Source organism: Desulforamulus putei DSM 12395, assembly GCF_900129195.1.
GTDB lineage: Bacteria > Bacillota > Desulfotomaculia > Desulfotomaculales > Desulfotomaculaceae > Desulfotomaculum > Desulfotomaculum putei.
Genome location: NZ_FQUY01000003.1, coordinates 114,723 through 139,587 on the forward strand (window position 1 = coordinate 114,723; position 24,865 = coordinate 139,587).

Below are 24,865 nucleotides of genomic sequence, written 5' to 3' on the forward strand. Positions count from 1 at the left end.
TCCTGTCTAATGACGGCAGGATTTTTTATTATATTTGTGGAAAAGCAAGCTAAATGGAAAAAAATATCAACTAATCGGAGAAAGCGACAGGTGGTGAATGTGCCTGTTAACTTTTAAATACAGGGCCAGGAATCTCGCCGGTAAGGTGATAACCGGAAAGATAACAGCACCGCATAAAATTGAAGCAATCAATCGGCTCCGGCAAAAAAACCTGTTTGTTGCTGAAATTAAAGAAATGTCTACTGATAAAGGACTATTCAAATTCATGCCTGAAGCAAGGGTTAGTATTAAAGATTTATCATTATTTTGCCGCCAATTTGCCACTTTAACCAATGCAGGTATACCAATCATTCAGAGTTTAAACATTCTATATGAACAAACTGAAAATAAAGCTTTATTGCATGCCATAAAGGACATGAAGAAAAACCTTGAAGCCGGCTACTCTTTAAGCCAGTCTATGTCCTATCATTCCAAGATATTTCCGGTAATGTTTATGAATATGGTTGAGGCCGGGGAATTAAGCGGATCTCTGGATCAAATTCTCGACCGGTTAGCCACTTACTATGAAAATTCCCATGAATTAATGGAAAAGTTCAAATCCGCCATTACCTATCCCCTGTTTATCCTGGTAATGGCTATGGTTGCCGTGGCAGCCATATTCATCTTCGTGTTACCCACCTTTACTCAAATCATTATCGATATGCAGGCCCCTATTGCTCTTCCTACAGTTATTATGATAAAAATTAGTGACGTATTAAGGGGTTATTGGTATGTCCTAATGATCACGGCAATATGTCTGGTGGTTGGATATAAAAAGTTTTCCTCCACTTCCGGCGGCAAGAAAATAGTTGACCAAACTGTGCTTTTCCTTCCGGTGTATGGCAAACTGATTCAGCAAATCCATATTGTTCGTTTTAGCAGAACCCTTGCCATTCTTTTAAGCAGTGGCATTTCTCTTCTGGCATCCTTGGATGTGATGAAAAACCATGCCCAAAATTCAGTATTCGGCCAGGCCATCGGGCAGGCCATAACCAGCCTTAAAGAGGGGAGCGGGTTGGCTGCCCCTTTGCAGAAGAGTGAAGTGTTTCCTGCCATGGTTATAAACATGATCAGGGTTGGGGAAGAGACAGGAGAGTTAGAAGTATTACTGGAGAAAACAGCCAATTTTTATGAAAAAGCAGCGTACCAAACTATCACACGCCTGTCAACCTTGCTGGAACCGGTTTTAATCTGCCTGGTGGGCGGCATTGTGAGCCTCATCATGATCGCAATTTTAATACCCCTATTGAGCATTATGGACTCGTTACAGTAAAGCTGCCTGGAGGAGGGGAATTTTTTTAAAAAGGAGACGGTACCAGTGGCAAAGCTAAACAATAACAGGGGTTTTACCTTGATTGAGATTTTGGTTGTGATTACGATGGTGGGCATCCTTTCAACAATTCTCGTTCCCCAGATTACGAAACAACTGGACAAACCCAAGAAAAGCAGGGCTGTTATTGAGATAACCGCCATGAAGCATGTCCTGGACATGTATTTTGCTGAAAATAACGTTTATCCCACCGATAAGGCTATTATCAATGCCCTGATGAAGGAGAACGGGGTACTGGGAGGTAAGTACGGAGAAGCCACTGCTGATGATCCCTGGGGAAACCCCTATTATATTAAGACTACCGCTAACACCTACATCATCTGGTCCGAGGGGCCCAGGACAGACGATGAGGAGAAAGATGATATTTACACGGACCAAAATAAGACGGATGTCACGGTTCACAAGGACAACCTGCAAATCAACACAGCCACCACCAATTCCAACGATAATTCTTAACAAGTTGCCGGCCATTATGAATGGATTTGTTAGAAAAGCAACCCGGGTTCTCCAACAGAACGGTGCCTTCACCCTGGTGGAGGTGATGATTACTCTCATTCTTATAACCTTCATGTTATCTGTTGCCATGCCCCTGGCAGCCGATGCCCTGGCCCATTATCAAACTGTTACCACCGTTCGAAAACTTGTTTCAGATATTCAATACACCCAGCAACTGGCCACCAGGAGCGAAGATCCGAAGGCTTCCTTTGAAATCATATTCAGCCCCCCGCAGGAACAATACACCATCAAACACGGTTCAAAAACCCTGCGTACTGAAAAATTTCCCGTCTGGGTGCATTTGGCCGGAACAAACTTTGGCCAACCCGGTCTGCCGGAAATTTTAACCTTTAACATTCAAGGCAACCCGGTGCAGGCCGGTACCATTACCATTATCAACCGGCGGTCGGGCAAGGTCTATTATGTCAGGGTAGCGGTACTGACCGGCAGGGTAAGGGTTGAATCTTCATAGCCGGCAAGAGGTGAGAAAGAGAATTCTTTATGAACAATCAAAGGGGATTTACCCTAACAGAGGTTTTGGCTGCTATGTTCATATTGATCATGGTCTTGCTGCCTGTGGTGTCAACTCTTTTTGCCAACAGCCGGCAAAATATTGTCCTTGAGCGAAAACTTAAGGTCAAACACCTGGCCCAGTCAAAACTTGAGGAAGTAAAAGCTATGAACTGGTATGATTTCAAAACAAGCTTGGTGGACGAGATGGAACAGGCAGCGGCACCTGAGCCCCTCCGGTTTGGTAATGAGTACCGGGACGGAAAATACCTGACTGAGGATGACAGCCGGCCGGAGAACGACTTTACATATGAAATTAGGGTATGGCCCTCCCATCGCCATTTGATCTATACGGTGCAAGTAACCGTGTTTTATAAGGAAGCGGGACAGGAAAAATGGGAAACCCTGTATACGGAAAAAATGAGAAGGTAACACCTGGAAAAGCCTTTGCTCAGCAAGGTTTAACCCTGATCGAAGTACTGGTATCCATGGTTTTGTTCATCTTTCTGGTTAACACTGCCTATGCCTTCCTCTTTAGCGGAGTTATCTCTTACGTTAAGTACAGTGATGAAAACGATGTTCGAAGCCAGCTCAGGATAGGCATGAACCGGATGGAAAGGGAACTTAAGGAAGCCAGGTGGTTAACCACCAACACCGGCCCCTCTGTGTTAAAGTTCAGGCTACCCAAACATATGACGGATACCAACAAAGGGATACCTTTAACCTTTTCCAGGGATAAAATCGTCTCCTATTACGTGAAAGACGGCGAACTACTACGTCGCATTTATGATATCCCAAGCTCAGGATTTGACGGCCAGAGTCCCAACAGGGGTGACCCGGCCAGCCGCCCCAATGAGGGGGTAAATTCAATAGCCAGAAATATAGAGTCCCTGGAGCTTACCTACCTCCCGGAGGATGCTGCAGACAACTCCTATAAAACCACTGTCTTGATTACCCTTACGGGAAAAGGCCGTTCAGCCAAACCCATTGTATTAACATCAACTGTCCGGCTGAGGGCGCAAAAGGGGTGGTGAGGGCATGCCGAAATTATTTGATAACAACAAAGGCCAGGTCCTGCTGTTGGTTACCACCCTCTTAATGATACTGAGTCTCCTTTGTATAGCCGCTCTTATCCTTGCCAACACAGAAAAACTTACCGTGAAGGGATCCTTTGAAGAGGCTCAGGCCAATTATGTGGCCGATGCAGCACTGGAGAAGGTTCTCGCCATAGTAAAAGTTAACGTCCGGGTGTTGGATCAGCTTACGCTTAACAAGACTTACGGGAAACCCCAGTTAGAATCTTTACTGACACGACTGGCAGGCCAAGACCTTGCCAGTGTTCAAGGGTTAATAGGACTATTTAATTCAACCTATACACCCCCCCATAACCCGGTTCAAGCCACCAAACCCGGAACCATTCAGTCCATTAGCTTAACCAAGACAGTCCAAGACCAGAGCGGCTACCAGGTGAGAATTGAGGTTACCGGTACATACGGCCCGGCCAGGCGATCTCTGGTGGCCAATGTTAGGATTTCTTTACCCCTGAATGCCTTCCCGGGTGTACTGGTACAAAATACGCCTGTCTTTTCTAACACCGACATGCGTTCGCCGTTAACTGTACTTACAGGCGTAGACTTTAATGGGGACAGCAGATTTTATAACAGCATCTATATTCAAGGAGATTGTGCACTCCGGCAACATGCCAAGTTCATTGCAACGGGGGAACTGGTGGTGCTGGGCAACACCATCGTTGATTCCGACGCTCAATTTGACGGGGAAATTAAATCAACCGGCGATGTTTTCATCAACGGAGATGTTCTGGGGGGGCCGGTGAGAAGTACCGGCAGTGTATGGGTGGGGCAGGGTCACGTGGGCCACCAGGTATTTTCAGAACAGAAAACAGAATGGAACGGAGATATTTACGCAACAGGCACCATTTCACCTGCCTCCTCCGACAACTTCGGAACGGCCTATCCCAACACCCCTCAAACAATCAGTTACTCCTTTCCCAAGTTTCCTCTGCTTGACGGCCCCTGGTATGCCAGAAACTGCGACTATTATTACGCCGGAGATCAAATATTGAGGGCCGAAGACATGTCAACAGGGATCTACTATATAGACGGTGACGTAACAATTTCCGGGAACTACCAGGGAAATATCACCCTGGTGGCCTCCGGAACCATTGCAGTTCCTAACAGTGCCACTCTGAAGGCCCAGGACACCCGGGCCGATTCCCTGCTCTTAATGGGCCTGGGAGATGTTCACATCCATGAACAGGCACAGGTGGAAGCCATTGTTTATTCAAAGCAAAGGGTTATCCTGTCCAACAATGCTCAGTTAGTCGGCTCCCTGATCACAGCAAATTTAGACTGTCGCGGGGCGGTGGTTATTCATGAACCGCTGATCAGCAATACACACCCGCCCTGGACAACCACAGACATAAGTATCCTGACCTGGCAGGAAAAATACCCTGTTATACCCATGGACTAGCCCCAGTGGCGGAAAGTCTTTCCGAGGTACCAGATGTTGAGAGGTGCAAGGTGAAAAAGCTGTTACAAAAACTCTTATCCAGGCAGCAGCCTTGTTTAACTGCGATTGACATAGGCTCACATACAACTAAAGTGATGGAGATAAAACGACGCAAGGGTCTACCTTATATAACAGCTCTTGGTAGTATGCCGACCCCTCCGTTAAGGGACGGGGTAAAACTAGATGAAGAAGAACTGGCCCGGGTTATCTCACGGCTTGTGGAAACCGCCGGGGTGACCGGTACAGAGGTAATCACTGCCATCTCTGGCTCCAAGGTTATCACCCGCCAGATTAGAGTACCCGTTATGCCTGATGCTGAACTGCAAAAAACTGCCTGGGCGGAGGCTAAAAAACATATTCCCCTGCCGATAGAGGATCTTACGGTACGTTATGTAAAGTTGGGGGAAGAATCCGTGGACGGGATGACCCACATCAACCTGATGCTAATTGCTGTTCCAACGGCCCTGGTGGAACAGGTTTATCATATCTTCATGATGGCAGGGCTAAAAATTAGGGCGGTGGATTTACAAGCCTTTGCTCTCTGGCGGTTATTCGGCAAAGATCAAAGGGCTGCAACCTTAGACAAAGGCAATGCCGAAGCAGTGGCCGTATTGGAGATCGGTGCCGGTAATTCCCAACTGGTGATTATAAAAGGCGGGGAGATAAAATTTGTCAGGGTTATGGCTGCCGGTGGTAACGCAGTGATCGAGGCCATAGCCGGTCATTACAGAATCAGCGGTGAGGAAGCCCGGCAGCTAACGGAAGAAACAACAACCTCCTTCCCGGCCAGGCTACAGTTGGACTTTTATCTCAGGCAGGGGATTGATACCCTGGCCCGGGAGGTGGAGCGATCACTGGATTTTTATTGTTCCCAGCCAGGCAGTGTGCCTGTGAATAATATCCTTCTGGCCGGCGGCACTGCCAAACTCACTGGTTTAGCAGACTACCTGACTGAAAGATGGGGCATTGTCACGGAAATCAAGATACCTGACTGCTGGAACAACTACATATTAAATGATCAACAAGAAGCTTTATTTGAATATGACCCTGCCTATGCAGTGGCCCTGGGGCTGCTCATGGGGGAGGTGGAAGAGCATGTATAAGGTAAATTTACTCCCCGAGTATCTCCAACATCGGGATGTTGCTATTTGCAAACGTAAACTTCTTGTTTTGGGCGGCAGTGGCATTGTTCTTCTGTCTCTTCTTATCGGTTACGGGATTTTTTACCTTCAATTCATCTCCGACCAACACCGGTTGGACCGGGACACTGAAGAACTGGCCAAACTGCGACCCAGGGTGGCGGAGATACAGAGGCTCAAAGGGGAAATCAAAGCGAAACAGGAGCAGTACTATACCTTCTCTCGCATTCTTGAAAAACGTCTTTCCTGGCACCGGATGCTGCAGGATTTATCCCTGGCCCTGCCCAGGGATACCTGGATTAACCGACTGGAAATCAAAAAGGTGGAAAGGCCGCCGGGAAGCGGGGGCTTTGCTTCATCTGGCTATAAGCCTGTGGCAGAAGTCAAGGTAGAAAGCGCTGAGTCAAAGGGGAAGCCGGTAAGCAACCTCCAATCTCCTCCGGTTCCCAATGTAATGTATCTTTACGGAACCTGTTGGACCATGGGTTCCGTAGGTGTGCTGGTGAACAACCTTAGCCGTCTCCCCTATTTTGATTCCGTCAAACTGGTAGAAGCAAAACATGACAAGGAAAAGGGAATCATTCTGTTTGAACTGGCCGCCAGCGTGAGGGGAGGAGAATGGGATGTTAAAGAAATACCAAAATCTCAGCCCTAGAGAAAAGGTCTTATTAAGTGCCTTGGGTCTGCTGCTGTTGTTTACCGGGCTATACAGGTTTGTTTTGGAAAAACAGATTACGGCATATCTGGAGAACAAGAGTAAACTGGTTGAAACCCGGCAGCAATTAGCCATGGCCAGAAGCATGCTGGCCGGGGAAAAGGCCCAGCGGCAAAAGGCGAAGGATGTAGAAAAGAAACTGGCCTCTGTGCTGCCGTTTTTCGATACCCAGGTGCAGTCCGGCGGTGCACTGGTAGATTTGTCCTGGAAAGCTTATCAATGTAGAGTTTCCATAGAAGGGGTTAAACCTATGCCGGTAGTGGATAAACAGTACCACCTGGAGATACCTCTTACCCTTAAAATCAGCGGGCAATACCTGGATATCGTTGAGTTTTTGAAGGAGTTAGAAAATTTACCCAATGCCTCAGAAATCAGACGGGCTGATTTTTCTCCCGGGAATCAGGGAACCCCGGCCAACGTAGTGGGTACAACCACAGAAGTTTCGGACTGGCACCAGAACGGGGAGATTGATGTGGAACTGGATATGGTTCTTTTTTCCCACAGAGCGCCGGTCAAAACGGCAGATCAGGCCCGGAAGCTAATGGAAAGCTGGGCAGTGGGAAGAGCCAATGCCTTTCAATCGGTTGAACCTGTCTCTCACCTGGAAGAAATAACCATTCCGACAATCGAGACCAATTCTATAGAAAAAGATTTTCCTGACAATTAACCTGTCATGAAGTTAGAACTGATTGGCAATAACTAGAATATACTATAAAATATTGAGGTACCGGTTCCTTTATGATGTCGGGTTTTGCATATCTTGCTTGCCCGGGGTGGAAACTAGTAAACAAACTCCAATATCACCTTGTGACCGATTGTTTTAGGAGGGATACCAAATTGATCAATCAAAATGATTTAAAGGAAGTACTCAGTGTCGCTTTATCCAATGGGGGCGACTTTGCTGATATTTTTCTTGAAGAGAAACAGACAACCGGCATCGGCATGGAAGCCGGGAGAATTGAGCGGGTAAGTTCCGGTTTGGATGCCGGGGCCGGCATCCGGGTGCTGTCCGGTGAGGCCACAGCCTATGCCTATACAAACGATACCAGCAAGGAAGGACTGCTGGAAGCAGCCAGGATTGTCAGCCATGCCGCCCAGGGGGGTAAAAAGGATCTAAATTTGGATCTTACAACTGTAAAACCCCTGGTTAACTTCGAAATTAAAACCCGCCCGGAAAGTGTTCCCACTTCCGGCAAGGTAGAACTGGTAAAAAGGGTGGATAGGGCTGCCCGGGCCGTTGATAATGAAAAGATTAAGCAGGTGATTGTAGGTTACGGAGATACGGTGCAGAAAGTCACCATTGCCAACAGCGAAGGCACCTATGTAGAGGATGAAAGAGTACGTACCCGCCTGGTGGTGAATGTGGTGGCCTCGGAAAACGGGAATATCCAAACAGGCTACGATGCAGTGGGGAGCCTGGCCGGTTTTGAACTATTTGAGCAATATAACCCTGAGGAATTGGCCAGGGTTGCGGCCCGGCGGGCGGTGAATATGCTGAGCGCGCGCCCGGCGCCCTCCGGCAAAATGCCGGTGGTGATGGCCGGGGAAGCCGGCGGCACCATGGTCCATGAGGCCTGCGGCCACGGCCTGGAGGCAGACCTGGAGCAAAGACAACTGTCGGTATACGCCGGCAAAAAGGGCCAGCCGGTGGCCAGCCCATTAATCACGGTCATCGACGATGCTACCCTGCCCAACCGTTACGGTTCTTACCGTTTTGACGATGAAGGGGTTCCTTCCCGCAAAGTAACCCTGATTGAAAAGGGAATTTTAACAGATTATCTTTACGACCGCCTCACCGCCGGCAAAGAAAAACGGGAATCCAACGGCCACGGACGCCGGGAGTCCTACCAGCACAAACCCCTGCCCCGGATGGCCAACACATATATTGCCCCGGGCAAGGAAGACCCGGACAAAATCATTAAAGATTATAAAAGCGGCCTGCTGGTGAAAAAAATGGGCGGCGGGCAGGTAAATACCACCACCGGAGATTTTGTATTTGACGTGGCCGAAGGCTACTTAATTCAAGACGGGGAAATCGGCCCGCTGGTGCGCGGCGCCACCCTCACCGGCAACGGCCCGGAGGTTTTGCGGCTGGTGGAACGGGTGGGCTCCGACCTGGGCTTTACCATCGGCACCTGCGGCAAGGACGGTCAGGGTGCCCCGGTTTCGGATGCCCAGCCAACCATGGCCATCAAAGAATTGATTGTGGGGGGGACGGCTCACGGGTCTGGCGATAAGCAGCTGAGCCGCCGGCTTACTGCCGGTTATGGTAAAATAAGGCGCATATAGCACACTGAAACGGCCGCAAGGCCGTTTCTGACTGTAAACAAAGACTGCAAAACAATGTCAAGGTGGTTTTATGATCCCCTGCCGACGACTTGTCGAAGCACCGGTAACAGCACTTGATGAGCGAAGGAGCCATTGGGGTGGCGCCCACAGGACGTGGATTTTTAACAAAGTTTTTAATTATGCAAAGTAGGAATTTTAAATTGTGTGACGAAAATAATTACAAGCAAGGCAATAAATAACAGACGCTATACAAAAGGCAAACTCTTTGAAAAAAGAGGACGCAAAGCCACGGGCCTAAGGACATTTGTCTATGGCGGCCGGGTTGCCTTAGGTATGCTGCTATCCAAAACCTAAGTTAAATTAGAGTTTTGGTTTTTTCATTTTCACCTTAAAACAGGGGTAATGGCGATGAAATTCACCCGCAGTTTTTTAGGAACCTGGCTGGTTAACGAAGGAATCATCACCCAGAAACAACTGGAGGAAGCCCTGGCCTACCAAAAATCAAATAAAGACAAGTCACTGGTCCTGGGCAAAGCCCTGGTACAGCTGGGTTATTGTTCGGAAGACGATATTGCCAGGGTAATTGCCAAGCATGCCGGGGTACCCTTTGTGTCCCTGGAAAAATATAATATTGACCCGGCGGCGCTGGCTGCCTTGCCGCTGGAAGCCGTTAAGCGTTACCGGGCGCTGCCCATCGGGTTTGCCGAAGGCAAGCTGGTGGTGGCTATGCAAAAGCCCACCGACATCATGGCCATTGATGACTTGCGGGTGTTGGCCGGCTACGACATCAAACCGGTATTTGCACCGGACAGTGAGCTGGAAGTGGCCATCGAAAAATACAGCCGCAGCAGCATGGAGTTTAGCCAAACAGAAGAAGAAGCGGCGCCGGTCACTGAATTATTTGCCGAACCGGAAGATACCGGCCAGCCGGCGGTGCAGCTGGCCAACCTGATACTAACCCAGGCGGTCAGTGCCAATGCCAGCGACGTGCATATCGAACGCTATGAAAAACACATGCGGGTTCGTTTCAGAATTGACGGCGTGCTGCACGATATAATGGAGCCCCCTGTAAAAATGCACGCTTCCCTGGTTTCCCGCATTAAAGTGATGGCTAATATGGACATTGCCGACCGGCGCGTACCCCAGGACGGGCGCATGTCCGTAAAAATAGAAGGAAAGCCCATCGATATAAGGGTAGCTTCCCTGCCCACCAGCTTCGGAGAAAGATTAACCCTCCGGCTGCTGGACAGTTCGGCCCGCCGCATCAGCCTGGAAGAATTAGGGCTGTCCCCGGCGGTATTGGAACGCTTCCGGGAAGCCATTAAACTGCCCTATGGTTTTATCCTGGTCACCGGCCCCACCGGCAGCGGCAAAAGCACCACCCTGTACGCCGGCCTTAATGCGGTGGATCGGGTGAGCAAGAATGTCATTACCGTGGAAGACCCGGTGGAATACCGGATGGAAGGCATTAACCAAATTCAAATTAACCCGCAGGCCGGCCTTACCTTTGCTTCCGGGCTGCGTTCCATACTGCGCAGCGACCCTGACGTTATCATGGTGGGTGAAATTCGCGACCATGAAACAGCCAAAATTGCCATTGAATCTGCCATGACCGGCCACATGGTCTTTTCTACCCTGCATACCAACGATGCCCCGGGGGCCATCAGCCGGTTAACCGAGATGGGTATCGAACCTTTCTTAACGGCTTCTTCGCTGGTGTGTGTGCTGGCCCAGCGTTTGGCCAGGATCTTATGCAGCCATTGCAAGGAAAAGATTGAACTGACCCCGCAGGACCTGGCCCATGTGCCTGATTTTCCCATAGACCCCGGAAGCAACCGGATAACCCTCTATAAGCCCAGGGGCTGCATGCGTTGCAGCAATACCGGCTACCGGGGCCGCACAGGCATTTATGAATTACTTATTGTCAGTGAAACAATCCAGCGTTTAACCCTGGCACGGGCCTCGGCCAGGGAAATTAAACAAGCAGCCCTGGCCGAGGGCATGGTTACCCTGCGCCAGGACGGCTTGCTTAAGGTGAAACAAGGTATCACTTCCCTGGAGGAAGTGTTAAGGGTGGTCGTTTAAATTGAGCGAACAAGCATTGCCGCACATCAATGAAATACTGGCCCGTACCGTCCGGATGAACGGTTCGGATCTGCACCTGAACGTAGGAACGCCGCCGGTGGTACGGGTATTCGGCGAACTGGTCAGGATGGCCGACCTGCCCTGTTTATTGCCCCAGGATGTGCAAAATTTAATTTACCCCATTTTACAACCCCACTACCGGGAACAGTTGGAAAAAGACCTGGAACTGGATTTTGCTTATTCAATTGCCGGCGTTGGGCGTTTTCGCGGTAACATTATGTGGCAAAGGGGCACGCTGGCGGCCAACTTCCGGGTAGTAGCCATGCAGATTCCCCGCCTGGAGGACCTTGGGTTACCGCCTTCGGTGAAAGAGCTGGCCCGCCTGCCCCGGGGCTTGGTGCTGGTTACCGGGCCCACCGGCAGCGGCAAATCAACCACCCTGGCAGCCATCATTGACGTGATTAACCGGGAGAGAAGCTGCAATATTGTAACCATCGAGAATCCCATTGAATTTTTGCACAGCCATCAAAAATCCATTATTAAACAGCGGGAGGTGGGGGTGGATACCCATTCTTTTGCCAGCGCCCTAAGGCATGTGTTGCGTCACGACCCGGACGTTATTCTGGTGGGGGAAATGCGTGACCGGGAAAGCATTGCCATAGCCCTCACCGCTGCGGAAACCGGGCACCTGGTGTTTTCCACCCTGCACACCCAGACCGCGGCCCTGGCCGTCCACCGCATTGTGGATGTGTTTGCTGACAGCATGCGTAACCAGATTAGGCAGCAGCTGGCCGATTCACTGCAGGGTATTATTGCCCAGCAGTTAATTCCCCGGGCGGACGGCCAGGGCAGGGTGGCGGCGGTGGAGTTGCTGCTCAGCACGCCCGCTGTCAGAAACCTGATTCGTGAAGGCAAGGAACACCAGCTTTATACCGTTATGCAAACAGCCCGGGCAGCCGGCATGCAGACCATGGATCAAGCCCTGGCCAACTTGTGCCTGACCGGACGGATCAGCCGCAGCATGGCCCTGGAGCGCTGTGTAGACAAGGTGGAGCTGGAACGTGCCATCAGCAGGGGTTTTTAATTAGTATTTTAAGTATTTAATTAAAAGCAGGTAGATAGTATGCCGTTATATTCCTACCAGGTCATCGATAAAACAGGCAATCTGCTGGAGGGCCGGCTGGCAGCGGAAAGCCGGCAAGCGGCCGCCGACCGTTTAAGCCAAATGGGGTATGCCCCGGTTGAGATAAAGGAAATTAAAGACTCCCCCCTGCGTGGTTCTCTTTTAAAACGCAAAAAAGTAAAGCTGGGCGAACTGGCTTTTTTCAGCCGCCAGCTGGCGGCCATGCTGGCTTCCGGTATCCCCCTCACCCGCTGCCTGTATACCCTCAGCGAGCAAACCGGCAATGCCTGGCTGGCCAGCTGCACCGGGGAAATAGCCCGCCGGGTGGAAGGCGGCATGAGCTTTTCGGAAGCACTGGGGGGCTACCCGGACATTTTTTCCGGCATGTACATAGAAATGATTAAAGCGGGCGAACTGGGGGGTGCTTTAAATGAAATTCTTCAGCGGCTGTCCCAGCAGCTGGAAAAAGAAAAATACCTGCGGGACAGCATCCGGTCCGCCACCTTTTACCCCTCGGTGGTCATTGTATTTGCTACCGTTATTGTACTGGCCATGATGTTTTGGGTGGTGCCGATATTTGTAGGATTTTTCCCCCAGCAGGCGGCGCTGCCCCTGCCCACCCGGCTGGTGGTGGGTTTCAGCAGCTCACTGCGCTAATTCTGGTATTTCTACCTGTTGGGGCTGGCGGCCATCATTGGGGGGATGCGGTGGTATGTCAACAGCCCCGCCGGCAGTCGCGCCTGGGATAAGATTAAATTTCGTCTGCCTGTCTTTGGTGACCTCTTTAAAAAAGCCACCGTTGCCCGCTTCTGCCGCACCCTGTCAACCCTTTTAGGCGGCGGCATTCCGGTACTGCAGGCCCTGGCAGCGGCCGGGCCGGCCTCCGGCAGCAGCCAGGTGGCGGAAACCGTCAAACAGGCGGCGGTGGGTATCCAGGAGGGCCAGAGCATTGCTGCCCCGCTTAAGAAAAGCGGTTTTTTCCCGCCCATGGTTATTAACATGGTGTCGGTGGGTGAAGAAACCGGCCAGCTGGCTGCCCTGCTGGGGCGGGTGGCAGATTTTTACGAAGAAGAAGTGGCCACCGTCACCAAGGAACTAACCGCCCTGATTGAGCCGTTGCTGCTTATCTTTGTGGGTTTCATCATCGGTGCCATTGTAATTGCCATCTACCTGCCCATCTTTACGGTGGTTACCTCGGTGGGCAGATGAGTGTTTTATGTCAAATTAAACCGCGATACGGAGCTGAATGGAAAAGCATGGGATTTTTTACAAACCCGGGAGCTGTGGGAGTAGAAATAGATACCGGTGTTATTCGGGCGGTGGAACTGAAGGGCAGCGGCCGGGCGGTCTCCCTGGCGGCGGCCGGTCAAATAGATATTCCGCTGCCGGCGGTATCCGAAGGGGTGGTGGCACAGGCGGCTGTGGTTGCCGGGGCCCTGCGGGAGCTCTGGTCCCGCTGCGGTATCAGCAAACAGCGTGTGGTGCTGGGAATTTGCAATCAAAATGTGTTTATGCGCATTGCCACCCTACCTAAAATACCGGAAAAAAAGTTAGCCCAGGCCCTGCGTTTCCAGGCCGGCCAGTATTTCCCTGTCAACATCTCCCAACTGGTTTTTGATTATGCCCTGCTGGGCGAGGTAAGCAAAGCCAAGGCAGCAGAACTGGAAGTTTTGCTGGTGGCCTCCCGGCGGGATATCGTGCAAACCAACCTGCAGGCCCTGGAGGCTGCCGGCCTGCAGACCGAGATACTGGATATTTCCTATCTGGCCCTGCTGCGCACCCTGTCGGCCACCCAGCGTTCGGATACCCTGGTGCTGGTTGATATTGCCAACGGGTTAACAACCATTCAACTGGTTAGCCGGGGAGTACCCAGGTTTTCCAGAGTAATTGCCCACTCCTTAATCACTTATGCCGGCGAAGCTGACCTTGCCCTGCAAGAAGCAGCTCTCTTGTCCCGGCCGCCGGACGGGGATTGGCTTGTTACCCTGGCCAATGAAATTCGTTCCTCGGTAAGCTACTACCTTGCCCAGGGCAATGCCGGTATGGTTAATTCGGTGCTGCTTAGCGGCCGCGGAGCCCGCCTTAAGGGACTGCCGGAACGGCTGCAGGAAGAACTGGAAGTGCCGGTGGAAGTGCTGGATCCTTTACAAAACCTCAGCCAATCTTTACCGGCCAGCGGCGTCGATTTAGGAGCGGCAGGAGCAGACTTTGCGGTGTGCATCGGCCTGGCCCTGCGGGGATTGGGGGCTTAACAATGGATATCAAAATCAACCTGCTGCCTCCGGAAATACTGCAGCAGCGGCAGCGCTTACGGCGGCAGAAAAAAATCCTGGCGGCCGGCCTGGTGATTTTGTGCTTTCTGGTGGGCGTGTATGCTGCGCTGCACCTGGCTGTCCTGCAAGCCCGGCAGGAGATGGCCCGGCTGCAGGCCGATCAACAGGCCCTGCAAAAAGACATGGCCGCTTACCGGCCCTATGAACAATTACAGGCGCAGACCAACCGGCTAACCGGCCTGTACCGTACCGCCATGGGCACGCCGCCGGACTATTATAAAATTTTAGAGGGCATCGGCCTAGCCATTCCGCCGGATGTCTGGCTGACGGATTTTCAGGCCGCATACCAAACCGGCGGGGCGGCGGGGGCCCCGGATGCCGGCGGGCAGCCGGCAGCGCCAAAGGGTGAAATGGTAATCCGGGGCAACGCCCTTAACCACGCGGCGGTGGCCCGCTGGTTAACAGATTTGCAACAAATTCCCGGCTTGGCCGACATCCGCTGCCGGTTTATTGATCAAGCAGACCCGGCGAGTCCCTACAGCCGCTTTGAGATTAAGGCGGTCCTGTCGGCCGGCCAAGGGCCGTCCTTAAGTCAGGGCAAGGCAGGTGGTTTGCCATAGCAGAAAGAACCCTGTCCAAAGAAAAAATTACACTCATTATTGGCGCCGCGGCCCTGGTTGTGATGCTGTTGCTGGTTTACAGCCAGTTCAGCACCCTGCGGGCGGTGCGGCAGCAGGTGACGGCCCAGCAGGACGCCCTGCAGCAGGCCCGGCTGCGGCTGCAGGCATTGGCACAGGTCAAAGGTCAGGCGGACCGCTTGCAGCAGCAATTGTCAACCCTGCAGGGGCTGCTGCCCGACCGGCCGGACGAAGGCGGGCTGCTTGCCGAATGGCAGGGCATGGCCAATGACTGTGGCCTGCAACTGCTGCAGGTGCAATTTGCCGACTACCTCCAGCAAAAAGAATATGTGGAGATGCCGGTAACCATTGTTCTGGAAGGACAGTATGAAGGCCTGCTGGCTTTTTTGATGGATCTGCAGCAGGGCACCCGGGCTGTCAAAGTTAAGGAAATAAAAATCGGCAAAGGCAGACAGGAAGCGCCGCTAATGAGGGTGGAGCTGACCGCCGCTGTTTTTTATACCGGGCAACTAAAGTAATTTACCAAGCCATTAGGCCAGCAATAACCGTCAGGAGGAACCGGTATCACCATGGCAGATAACCGTATAAAAATAGATAAAGAGACAATTAAACAATTCTGGGCCCGGCTTAATGAAATTAAGGTGGAAGATATAGTACCTTACATTAAGCAAAACAAGCGCCAATCTCTGCTGGCCGGCGGTGCTTTGCTTGTTCTTATTGGCCTTGTCCTGCTCATTAAATGGAATGTGGCTTTTTTCAACAGCCAGGCTGACCGGCCGGCCCCCGCCGGGGCAGGGTTAAACCAGGCCGGCTCCGCCGCTTCCCAACCCACCACCACTCTGTTGCCGGAAACCAAGCGAACCATGGAGGAACGCCCCCAGCCCAGGGATCCCTTCAGCGGCTCGCTGCAGCTGAAGGGTGTAATTACCGGCGGCGGTGGCGACAACCTGGCCATTATTGAAGCAGGCAACGTTTCTTATATTGTGGGGCCGGGCCAAGAACTGGCAGGCGGCCTGGTGGTGAAGGAAGTTAACAACAACTCGGTGGTTCTGCAAGCGGCAAGCGGCAAAATATATCTGGAATTCAACGGACGAGTGAAAAGGGAAGCATCGCCTGCAGCAGCCAAGCAGGATAAGCAAGCGGCGGGCGCGGCTGCCGCCCAACCGGCCGGCAGTCAAAACAAAGGGGGTGACAACTGATGCGGGGTAAAACAGGACGGCTAACCTGCCGACATAGGTTAAAGGCCTACCTGAATAAACTGTTAATAATAGTGTGGCTGGCCGGCAGCCTGTACCCGGCCGGGGCGGCAGCGGCCGACGATGCCCTGGCGGCCGGTTCCGACTACCCGGCTTTCACAGAGGCGGCCTACGACATCGGCAGCATGAATATGGATGTGCGGGATGCCGACCTGCGCGATGTGCTGTCCGCCCTGGCCGTAAAAATGGGCGTCAACATCCTGCTGCTGGATACAGAACCCGAACCGGTAACCTTCCGGGCCTACCGTGTAACTCCCCGGCTGGCCATGGAACTGATTATCCAGAGCAAAGGCCTGGCCTACCTGCAAAAGGGTGATATTATTGTGGTGGGCCCGCCGGATACCCTGCTGCAGGATTTCTTTGACCAGATGGTGCTTACCCGCTTTGACACCGTTTATATTAAAACCGATAAACTAAAAAGCATGCTGAGCGAGCTGGGCATCCAGGGGGTAAAAAGTGTGGTACTGGATACCAATCCCCATGTGATCTGGGTGCAGGGCACTGCCGCCGGCCTGAAAAAAGTGAAGGAAGTAATTGCCTCGGTGGATGTCCCGGAACAGGCCGTAGAAGAAGATAAAACCCGCTTTGTTTACAAGCTGACCTATATTGTGGCTGAGGATGCCGCCAAGCGGTTGGAGAAATTCGGTTTTCAAGACCTTCAAACCATCACCACCGACGGTGACCGCTTTGGCCACGAAATTATGGTGATCTGCCCCAAAAAGATAGAAACCCAGGTTAAAAGTGCCCTGAACAGTCTGGATATGCCCCGCCAAAAAACCAAAGCCCCCCTGATTACCGCCAAGGGGGACTATGCCCACCAAACGCTGGCGGCGGCCCGGGACCTGCTCAGCCAGTTAAGCGGCATACCGGTGAGCAACATGAGCATCTCCAGGAATTTAGGCACCAGCAAATCGCCTGTGCATGTTTTATGGGTGGAGGAAACGCCGGATAAAATCAGGCTGCTGCGCGATTTGATCCAGGAAATGGATTTAGGAAATATGGGCAGCCAGGACAGTTAACATAACGAAGATATGAATCAGAATCGTTTTAAGTATTTGTTTATATAGAGCAGTAATGAAATTTTATGTAAACTAACCGGAAAGGGGGTGAAATTATGTTCCAAAAACTGTGCGCCCTGTTAAAAAACCGCCGGGGCTTTACCCTGGTGGAATTAATGGTAGTGGTTGTCATTATCGGCATCCTGGTGGCCATTGCAGTGCCGGTTTATAACTCAACTCAGCAAACCGCAAAAGATAATGCAGATAAGGCAAATATTAGGACATTACAAGGTGCTGCGGCTCAGTATATGGCTGAAACGAGTGATACTGATTTTAAGTGGCCAGAAGAAGATACTTGGAAAAAATATCTGGCAGAGTGGCCTAAAGACCCTAAAAATCAAGGTAAAACTTACAAAGTTACTGTTACTAATGGAGTAATAACAGTAGAAGGCAACCAATAACCAGGCACAAATTAAGGCACACCTTAATAGAAATAAATTTTTATTCATCGTCCACAACACCACATTCTCCAGGGGAGTGCTGATTGCGCACTCCCCTTGCAACAATGCGGCGTAAACAATCAGCAAAGGAGGCGAGCGGGTGAGGTTGCTGACCAATCAATTGTCTAACCGGCAGGGGTTTACCCTGGTGGAACTGCTGGTGGCCATCACCGTTTTGCTGGTGTTTGTCCTGGCTTATATCCCCCTGTCCACCTTTATTGCCCAGGGTTCCCAGGCCAACCGGGCCCGCCTGACCGCCGGCAACCTGGCTGACAACATGATTGAGGAAATCCGCAGCCGTCCCTATAACGATGTGGGGGTGCAGGGCGGCAACCCGGCCGGCGACATACCGCCTGTGCAAACCGTCACCCTGGACGGCATTACTTATACCATTCAAACCTGGATCAACTGGGTGGATGACCCGGCCGGCACCGGCAGCTGCACAGGCAGCGGCCTGCCTTACGACTACAAACTGGTCAGGGTTGTTGTGACCGCCCAGGGCTTTTTTAACAACGGGGCCGCTGTCCGGGCGGATGCCCAGACCCTGGTGGCCCGGGAAGGAGAGCAGGTTTTACTGCCCGGCGGCAATATCAGGGCCTGTGTCTTCCGGGGCTGGCGGACGGATGCCGCTGCTCCGGATGTACCGGTAGAAAGCGTGACGGTGGAGCTTACGGCAGGGCCCAGTGCGCCCCAGACCCTCTGGACCACCCGCTACGGCGGCGCCATTTTTGCCGGCCTCAAGCCCGGCACTTACACCGTAGAAGTGCGTCCCTACAGCCTGGGCATGATGCCACGGCCCGACCAGGCTGTCTGGCAGGCCCAGGTAGCAGAAGGCAGCACTGCGGCCAATAAGTTTGAGGTGGAGTACCCGGCCCGCCTGCGACTGAAGTTGGAAGACCTCGCCCACAAACCGATAACCGGCTTGGCCGGGCAGATGGTTTTGCATCTTACTGCCCCTTACGGGGCGGCTGTTGAGAAAGTGGTGACCGCCGACCACCTGCAGGCAGACGGACGGCTGCCGGATGATTTGCTGCCCCCTCTCTGGCCGGTGGGCAGCGGTTACCCCGGGCAATACCAACTGACAGTAACCCCCGACGAGGCAACCGGATACTTGTTCTCCCGGGTGGTTGAGCGGGACGACAACGGCGAAAAAGACTGGGATGGGCGTTTTGCCGGGCCGGGAACGGTAAAACAGCTGGTCATTTACCTGGCAGCCATACCGTCGCCCCCCGGAGATGCCGGGCAGGCCGCTGCCAGTAATTTTTCAACCGGCGAATAACCAATCCCCTATCAAAACCACCGAAAATATGCAGTCGGATTTTACCGCTTCAGCCATGTATTGGCAAAAAGACCTGGAGATTGCCAGCCGGTTCCGGCTCACCCTGCGCAGCCGGCAAATTGTCTTCAAGGGCAAGGTGGTGCTGGAGGAACATAATAACAAACCGGCCGGTGAATTACTGTTGTTCGTGCCCCAGGGAGATACAGCCGGCGGGGAGACAGGCGGCCTGCCTGGTCCAACCTACGGTGAGGTGTATTTTGCCAAGGGCGTCTGGCTGGGTGATCAACAAATCGTTGAACCCGGCGCTTATTACTGGCCGCACGGCTTCAGCCTGCCCGCGGACTACAGTAAAACACCGGAGCAGGGCGGCTTAATCAGGCGCTGACCGGCCGCCGCAAGAGGGTGAAAGTATATGCCATATAAAAGGTTGATGGGCTGCTGCCGTAAAAAACTTAGGAACAACCGGGGTTTTTCACTGGTGGAATTAATCATTGCACTGGCCCTGCTCAGCCTTGTGCTGGCTGCCGCTTACCAGTTTTATTTTTTCAGCCAGCGCAGCTGGCAGCGGGCTGAGGCGGAAGCAGGCACCATCCAGGAAGCCCGCCTGGCGGTTATGCAGCTGGCCAGGGAAATACGCAGCGCCCGCAAAGCCACCGCCAACTTAGCTGCCGTCAATATTGCCGACGGTGTTACGCCCGCCGGCAGCCAGCTGGATATTTATACGGATGTTAATAATGACGGCAAACCCGAACGGGTTTGCTACCGCCTGCAAAACGGTACCCTGCAGCGGGGGGTGGCGCTGCGCCAGAGCCGGCAGCCGGATGCCTTTCCCTATACCTACGGCAGCCCGGCGACCTGGCAGACGGTGGTGGCCGGGGTGGCCAATACCGCCGACCAGCCTGTTTTTTCCCTCAAAGAAAATTATCCTAATGTGGTACAGATAAATTTAATCATCAACGCCGACGGTTTAAGCAAACCCGTTACTGTCAAGAGCAGCCTGGTTATCCGCAGCCGGTCGGCGGCGGAATGATACTGCTGCAGCAAAGGGGTGAGATAAATGGGTGTATGGCGGGATCAAAGGGGTATTGCCTTACCTATGGTGCTGGTGTTTATAACTGTCTTTACCCTGCTCGGCTTTACCGCCGCTTATCTGGTAACCAGCCAGACTACCCTGGGCAGCCGTTATGCCGGCAGCCAGGACGCTCTGCACTACGCCGAGGCAGGCTGTCAAAACTACCTCTGGCACCTCAACGAAGGCACCCCCAATAATGTTGAGTTTAATAAGGATATCAAGTTTACCGACGGCTACTACCGGCTGCAGTTAATAAATACCGGCCAGCAGACGGTTACCCTGCGTGCCACCGGGTGGCCGGCCGCCGACCCCACCAACAAGCGGACCATTGAAACCCGCTTCCGAAAGCGGCAGTTTAACCAGCATGTTTATTTATCCCACGATGACGGTTCCGATATCTGGTGGGCGGACGGTGAAAAGTGCTACGGGCCTCTGCACACCAACACCGACCTGCGTATTCAGGGCAGGCCTGTCTTTTACGGCAAGGTTACCTACAGCAACCAGTTGATTAAAGGCACTAAATACAACCCTGATTTCCGGGCAGGCCCGCCCCAAAAGGTGGCCGGCCTGGTATTTCCTGCCAGCAATAACCAGCTTAAGCTTTTGGCCAGGCAGGGCGGCTATTACTACGAGGGGCGCACCTGCATTATGCTGCTGGGCAGCGGCCAGATTGTCACCCGCAATGCCAAGCGTGCCGGGGATGACGGGAAATTGGACAGCCCGGAAACCCGGCCGCTGCCGGCTAACGGGGTCATTTATGTGGACGGCACCACCGGCAATGACCAGTACAGCATTAACAAGTTTGACCTCTCCCGGGGCAATGCCTTTATTTCCGGCACCTTAAAGGGGCAGTTAACCGTCGGGGCAGCCAACGACATTTACATTACCGGCAAAGACCCCACCAACTATGATTACAAAAAAGCTGCCGCCACCGGCGGGGTACGCTATGCCGCCACCACCTTTACCCCGGTTTACCAGAACAGCGAACAGGTGGGCTGGACGGTCAGCGGGAATGATATGCTGGGGCTGGTGGCCAACAATAATGTTTGGATTTTAGGGCAATATTGGTTTACCGGCAGTGTTACGGACGTAGCACCCTATGACATTGCCATTCAAGGGGTGGTTTTTGCCATTAACAAAGGCTTCGGCTATGAAACCTATGATTTGTACGATAAAGGAACCATCAACCTGATCGGTTCCCTGATCCAGCACCAACGTTTGCCGGTTGGCTTAGTCGGGCAGACCGGCTACAGCAAAAATTATTCCTTTGACCCGCGCATGAATTACCAGACGCCGCCGCATTTTTTGGAACCAAGCGAAGCAGGCTGGGAAGTGGATTACTGGCAAGAGGTGGCTAATCCCTAAGCCATCCCGGCGGCAGATTTATTGCGGCACATTTACTTTAGACAGGTACACCTGCACAGTATGTTATTTATTGTCCAGCCGGGATTATTAACCGGCTCACCGGTCACTGACTGATTATTTTCAACTTACTTGCAGCAAGGACGGCAAAAAGCAATAAATTATTGACAGGGATCGCAGGCAAGCAAAAATAAATGATGGAAAGATTAAAGGATTGAAGCAAATACATGGAAATATATGTTCTTTGGTTTATCCTGGGATTAATTACAGGCAGTTTTTTAAATGTTTGTATTGTCCGGGTGCCCTTAGGCAGGTCGGTAGTTACCGCGCCGTCCCACTGTTTTTCTTGCGGCACCAGGTTAAGGCCCTGGGACTTAATTCCCCTGGTCAGTTTTATTATACTGCAAGGCAAATGCCGCTACTGTGGTGCAGGCATTGCCTGGCACTACCCCCTGGTTGAGCTGGCCGGCGGTTTGCTGTTTACGGCCGTCCTGTATTACTGGGGGCTGTCCTGGCAGGCCGCCGCCATGCTGGTGTTCTTTTCCCTGCTGCTGGTTGTTGCCGTAATCGACCTGCAGCACCAAATCATCCCGGACGGCATCCTGCTGGCCGGCGCCTTGCTGGGTATACCCTTTTTATATCTGCAAGGGCCGGCGCTGCTGAAAGACGGTATTGCAGGTTTGCTGGCCGCCGGGATACTTATGCTGGCCATTGCCCTGCTGGCCAAGGGGGGGATGGGAGGCGGCGATATCAAATTGGCTGCCGTCATGGGGCTGTTCCTGGGCTTAAAGCAAGTGGCAGTGGCCCTGCTGATAGCTTTTTTGCTGGGGGGCACCACCGGCCTGGTCTTGCTGGCCACAGGCCGCAAAGGCAGGAAAGACCCCATTCCCTTTGGGCCTTTTTTAGCCCTGGGCTCTCTTATAGCAGCTGTGGCAGGAGAGCAGTTGGCAGCCTGGTATATTAATTTGCTCTCGTAATATATGCAAAGAACCTTCCTAAAAAGAATCCGTGGCCAGACACACCTGATAGCCGGACGTCATATGTTAATGTAGAAAACGGCAGAGGACTCATGAGTTTTTTGTTGAGAATAGGCGTCTAGGGGGTCGTGGCTGGTGAAAATAGGTGATATCGTAACCAGAAAAATTTATGGGGAAGACATGCAGTTTTGTGTTTTGGGCTTTTATACTAACCAGAGAACCGGTGAAAAGGTTGCTATATTAGCTTTGTTGGATCCAAACCTGATTGTGGAAGCGTCTGTGCAGGAATTAAATCCCGTCTCAGCCAGAAAACTCTTTGCTTTAACCCAAAACTTTGTGCATTAAGCCAACCGTTCCAGGTCGCCCGGCAGGGCGGCTCAGACTGTAGACAAAGGCTGCAAAACAATGTCAAGGTGGTTTTATGATCCCCTGCCGGCGACTTGTCGAAGCACCGGTAACAGCACTTGATGAGCGAAGGAGCCATTGGGGTGGCGCCCACAGGACGTGGGCGCCAGCCGAACCGGGCCAGGAGGGCCCGTTTGAGGCGACCCCAATGGCGACCGTAGCGAATCATAGTGCTGTCGGTGCGTAGACCGGAGCCAAAGGGGATCATAAACCACCGATAATGTTTGTCGACACTCTGGGCCGCCCGGCGGGGCGGCTTCGTTTTTTATGGGGGCAAAGTTTTGTTAGCTGAATCACCCTGCCCCCGGAAGGAATATTTTGTCTGTGAGAGAACAATACTTATGGTGTAAGAAAGGAGATGCTGTTTCCTTGCATAATCACAACTATCTAACCATTGCCGAAAATGCTGTGCAAAAAGCCAAAGCCGCCGGGGCGGCCATGGCCGAAGCTTACCTGCTGAGCAGCAAAGAGCTGCTGATAGAAGTGCGCCAGCAAGAAGTGGAAACCATGAAACTGGCGGAAGATCGTGGTTTAGGACTGCGCGTCATCAACCATGGGCGGGTAGGTTTTGCCTATACCACCGAGCTTAATGAGAGCGGTTTGGCCCGGGTGGTGAGCCAGGCCCTGGCCAACAGCCCCATTGCCGAGCCGGACCAATTCTACACGCTGCCGGAAATAACAGGCCCCTATCCGGAGCTGGCAATTTACGACCCGGCCATTCGCGAGGCCACCGTTGAGCACAAAATAGACATGGCCCTGGCCATGGAAAGGGCAGCCAAAGCCTTTGATGCAAGGGTAAAAGTCATCGAGAGTTCCGCCTATCAGGATGCCGAGGTTGCTGTCAGCGTGGTTAATTCCCTGGGTTTACAGGCCTGGTATAAAAGCGCCTATTGCGGCATTTACCTATCCCTGGTGGCAGGAGAAGGGGAGGACAGCCAGACCGGCTTTGCCATGAAATACAGTCTTCAGTTGGCCGATCTGGATCCCGCTTTAATTGGGCGGCAGGCAGCGGAGCGGGCGGTTCGCATGCTGGGCGCCAAACCGGTTAATTCCCAGCGAGCCACGGTGGTGCTGGATCCCTATGTGGCGGCCGGTTTCCTGGGGTTGCTGGCCCCTGCCCTGTCGGGGGAAGCGGTGCAAAAGGGACGTTCCCTGTTTGCGGGCAAAGTGGGACAAAAGGTGGCCAGCCCGCTGGTCACCATCGTAGACGACGGGCGGCTGCCCGGCGGTATTGTTTCCGCTCCCTTTGACGGGGAAGGGGTGCCTACATCTGAAACCGTCCTGATTAAAGACGGCATGCTGCAGGGATTCCTGCACAACACCTATACCGCCGCCAGGGAAGGTGTCCGCTCTACCGGCAACGGCGTGCGGGGTTCCTTTAAAAGCACACCGGAAGTGGGAACCACCAACTTCTTCATCCGGCCGGGTCAGGTCAGCGGTGAGCAAATTATTAAAGATGTCGCCCGGGGCCTGTATGTTACCGAAGTGCTCGGCATGCACACCGCCAATCCCATTTCCGGCGATTTTTCACTGGGGGCGGCCGGCCTCTGGATTGAAAACGGCCAATTTACCAGGCCGGTGCGCGGCGTGGCCATTGCCGGCAATATTATGGATTTGCTTGGTTCAGTTGACGCTGTAGGCAGCGACCTGGAGTTTTTTGGCGGCAAAGGATCCCCCACCCTGCGCATTGCTGCCATGACCTTGAGCGGCAGTTAATAAAAAACCAAGAACCCGGGTTAACCAGGGTAAACAGTCTGTAAAACTTTTGCCGGTGCCCGGGTTTTCTTATGCATTCATCTGAGCAAGCCCCTTTCCAAAGAGGTATTAAATATGGTAAAATGTGTGTCGGTA

27 protein-coding genes and 1 riboswitch are annotated in these 24,865 nt (G+C 52.6%); all 27 genes read left to right on the top strand.

What is annotated here, in order from left to right; translation table 11 throughout:
* The first annotated feature begins 97 nt into the window (after nucleotides 1–97).
* The 27 genes from BUB67_RS03760 to BUB67_RS03890 all read left to right on the top strand — a co-directional run bounded on the left by BUB67_RS03760 (nucleotide 98) and on the right by BUB67_RS03890 (nucleotide 24,730).
* Complete coding sequence (locus BUB67_RS03760; protein WP_073235980.1) at nucleotides 98–1,312, top strand: type II secretion system F family protein; 1,215 nt, start codon at nucleotides 98–100, stop codon at nucleotides 1,310–1,312.
* Between the two features lie 45 nt (nucleotides 1,313–1,357).
* Nucleotides 1,358–1,825, top strand: coding sequence for a type II secretion system protein GspG (locus BUB67_RS03765; RefSeq protein ID WP_143156996.1), 468 nt, complete (start codon nucleotides 1,358–1,360; stop codon nucleotides 1,823–1,825).
* A gap of 16 nt (nucleotides 1,826–1,841) precedes the next feature.
* Nucleotides 1,842–2,336, top strand: a complete 495-nt coding sequence (locus tag BUB67_RS03770) for a prepilin-type N-terminal cleavage/methylation domain-containing protein (RefSeq protein ID WP_073235983.1) — start codon at nucleotides 1,842–1,844, stop codon at nucleotides 2,334–2,336.
* A gap of 29 nt (nucleotides 2,337–2,365) precedes the next feature.
* Nucleotides 2,366–2,806, top strand: a complete 441-nt coding sequence (locus BUB67_RS03775; RefSeq protein ID WP_073235986.1) for a type IV pilus modification PilV family protein — start codon at nucleotides 2,366–2,368, stop codon at nucleotides 2,804–2,806.
* Nucleotides 2,770–3,408 (top strand): PilW family protein, encoded by a 639-nt coding sequence (locus BUB67_RS03780; protein WP_073235989.1) that lies wholly within the window; start codon nucleotides 2,770–2,772, stop codon nucleotides 3,406–3,408. The genes BUB67_RS03775 and BUB67_RS03780 overlap by 37 nt, the downstream gene beginning before the upstream one ends.
* A gap of 4 nt (nucleotides 3,409–3,412) precedes the next feature.
* On the top strand, nucleotides 3,413–4,864 hold the full coding sequence (locus BUB67_RS03785) for a polymer-forming cytoskeletal protein (RefSeq protein WP_073235992.1): 1,452 nt from the start codon (nucleotides 3,413–3,415) through the stop codon (nucleotides 4,862–4,864).
* Nucleotides 4,865–4,914: 50 nt separating this feature from the next.
* Nucleotides 4,915–6,006 carry a type IV pilus assembly protein PilM gene (gene pilM / locus BUB67_RS03790; protein ID WP_073235995.1) on the top strand — a complete coding sequence of 364 codons (1,092 nt, stop codon included), beginning with the start codon at nucleotides 4,915–4,917 and terminating at the stop codon, nucleotides 6,004–6,006.
* Nucleotides 5,999–6,697: a PilN domain-containing protein gene (locus BUB67_RS03795; RefSeq protein WP_073235999.1), complete on the top strand. Its 699-nt coding sequence runs from the start codon at nucleotides 5,999–6,001 to the stop codon at nucleotides 6,695–6,697. The genes pilM (BUB67_RS03790) and BUB67_RS03795 overlap by 8 nt, the downstream gene beginning before the upstream one ends.
* Complete coding sequence (locus BUB67_RS03800) at nucleotides 6,666–7,424, top strand: type IV pilus inner membrane component PilO (protein WP_073236002.1); 759 nt, start codon at nucleotides 6,666–6,668, stop codon at nucleotides 7,422–7,424. Before BUB67_RS03795 ends, BUB67_RS03800 begins: the two co-directional genes overlap by 32 nt.
* 170 nt (nucleotides 7,425–7,594) lie before the next feature.
* Nucleotides 7,595–9,046, top strand: a complete 1,452-nt coding sequence (locus BUB67_RS03805; protein ID WP_073236006.1) for a TldD/PmbA family protein — start codon at nucleotides 7,595–7,597, stop codon at nucleotides 9,044–9,046.
* A 245-nt stretch (nucleotides 9,047–9,291) separates the two neighbouring features.
* Nucleotides 9,292–9,376: riboswitch (cyclic di-GMP riboswitch) on the top strand.
* 78 nt (nucleotides 9,377–9,454) lie between these two features.
* Nucleotides 9,455–11,131: a GspE/PulE family protein gene (locus tag BUB67_RS03810; RefSeq protein ID WP_073236009.1), complete on the top strand. Its 1,677-nt coding sequence runs from the start codon at nucleotides 9,455–9,457 to the stop codon at nucleotides 11,129–11,131.
* 1 nt (nucleotide 11,132) lies between these two features.
* A complete protein-coding gene (locus BUB67_RS03815) occupies nucleotides 11,133–12,215 on the top strand; it encodes a type IV pilus twitching motility protein PilT (protein ID WP_073236012.1) in 1,083 nt (360 codons plus the stop codon).
* A 39-nt stretch (nucleotides 12,216–12,254) separates the two neighbouring features.
* Entirely contained in the window at nucleotides 12,255–12,911 is a 657-nt protein-coding gene (locus BUB67_RS17310; RefSeq protein ID WP_338011672.1) for a type II secretion system F family protein, read from the top strand.
* A 45-nt stretch (nucleotides 12,912–12,956) separates the two neighbouring features.
* Entirely contained in the window at nucleotides 12,957–13,463 is a 507-nt protein-coding gene (locus BUB67_RS17315) for a type II secretion system F family protein (protein WP_338011673.1), read from the top strand.
* Nucleotides 13,464–13,510: 47 nt separating this feature from the next.
* Nucleotides 13,511–14,506, top strand: a complete 996-nt coding sequence (pilM, locus tag BUB67_RS03825) for a type IV pilus biogenesis protein PilM (RefSeq protein WP_073236203.1) — start codon at nucleotides 13,511–13,513, stop codon at nucleotides 14,504–14,506.
* A 2-nt stretch (nucleotides 14,507–14,508) separates the two neighbouring features.
* A complete protein-coding gene (locus BUB67_RS03830; RefSeq protein ID WP_073236016.1) occupies nucleotides 14,509–15,147 on the top strand; it encodes a PilN domain-containing protein in 639 nt (212 codons plus the stop codon).
* Between the two features lie 62 nt (nucleotides 15,148–15,209).
* Nucleotides 15,210–15,683, top strand: a complete 474-nt coding sequence (locus BUB67_RS03835; RefSeq protein ID WP_084127633.1) for a type IV pilus inner membrane component PilO — start codon at nucleotides 15,210–15,212, stop codon at nucleotides 15,681–15,683.
* A gap of 51 nt (nucleotides 15,684–15,734) precedes the next feature.
* Nucleotides 15,735–16,364, top strand: coding sequence for a hypothetical protein (locus tag BUB67_RS03840; RefSeq protein ID WP_073236021.1), 630 nt, complete (start codon nucleotides 15,735–15,737; stop codon nucleotides 16,362–16,364).
* Nucleotides 16,364–17,440 (top strand): hypothetical protein, encoded by a 1,077-nt coding sequence (locus BUB67_RS03845; RefSeq protein ID WP_073236024.1) that lies wholly within the window; start codon nucleotides 16,364–16,366, stop codon nucleotides 17,438–17,440. Before BUB67_RS03840 ends, BUB67_RS03845 begins: the two co-directional genes overlap by 1 nt.
* Before the next feature lie 95 nt (nucleotides 17,441–17,535).
* A complete protein-coding gene (locus tag BUB67_RS17145; RefSeq protein WP_073236027.1) occupies nucleotides 17,536–17,880 on the top strand; it encodes a type II secretion system protein in 345 nt (114 codons plus the stop codon).
* 139 nt (nucleotides 17,881–18,019) lie between these two features.
* The gene (locus BUB67_RS03855; protein WP_073236029.1) at nucleotides 18,020–19,198 is read left to right on the top strand and encodes a type IV pilus modification PilV family protein; all 1,179 of its coding nucleotides are present in this window, start codon (nucleotides 18,020–18,022) and stop codon (nucleotides 19,196–19,198) included.
* Between the two features lie 55 nt (nucleotides 19,199–19,253).
* Nucleotides 19,254–19,583, top strand: coding sequence for a hypothetical protein (locus BUB67_RS03860; protein ID WP_143156998.1), 330 nt, complete (start codon nucleotides 19,254–19,256; stop codon nucleotides 19,581–19,583).
* A 27-nt stretch (nucleotides 19,584–19,610) separates the two neighbouring features.
* On the top strand, nucleotides 19,611–20,228 hold the full coding sequence (locus BUB67_RS03865) for a PulJ/GspJ family protein (RefSeq protein ID WP_073236036.1): 618 nt from the start codon (nucleotides 19,611–19,613) through the stop codon (nucleotides 20,226–20,228).
* A 27-nt stretch (nucleotides 20,229–20,255) separates the two neighbouring features.
* Nucleotides 20,256–21,635, top strand: a complete 1,380-nt coding sequence (locus BUB67_RS03870) for a pilus assembly PilX N-terminal domain-containing protein (RefSeq protein ID WP_073236040.1) — start codon at nucleotides 20,256–20,258, stop codon at nucleotides 21,633–21,635.
* Between the two features lie 224 nt (nucleotides 21,636–21,859).
* The gene (locus BUB67_RS03875; RefSeq protein WP_073236043.1) at nucleotides 21,860–22,609 is read left to right on the top strand and encodes a prepilin peptidase; all 750 of its coding nucleotides are present in this window, start codon (nucleotides 21,860–21,862) and stop codon (nucleotides 22,607–22,609) included.
* Between the two features lie 132 nt (nucleotides 22,610–22,741).
* Nucleotides 22,742–22,954 (top strand): sporulation peptidase YabG, encoded by a 213-nt coding sequence (locus tag BUB67_RS03880; protein ID WP_011877409.1) that lies wholly within the window; start codon nucleotides 22,742–22,744, stop codon nucleotides 22,952–22,954.
* Between the two features lie 429 nt (nucleotides 22,955–23,383).
* On the top strand, nucleotides 23,384–24,730 hold the full coding sequence (locus BUB67_RS03890; RefSeq protein WP_073236046.1) for a TldD/PmbA family protein: 1,347 nt from the start codon (nucleotides 23,384–23,386) through the stop codon (nucleotides 24,728–24,730).
* Nucleotides 24,731–24,865 lie beyond the last annotated feature (135 nt).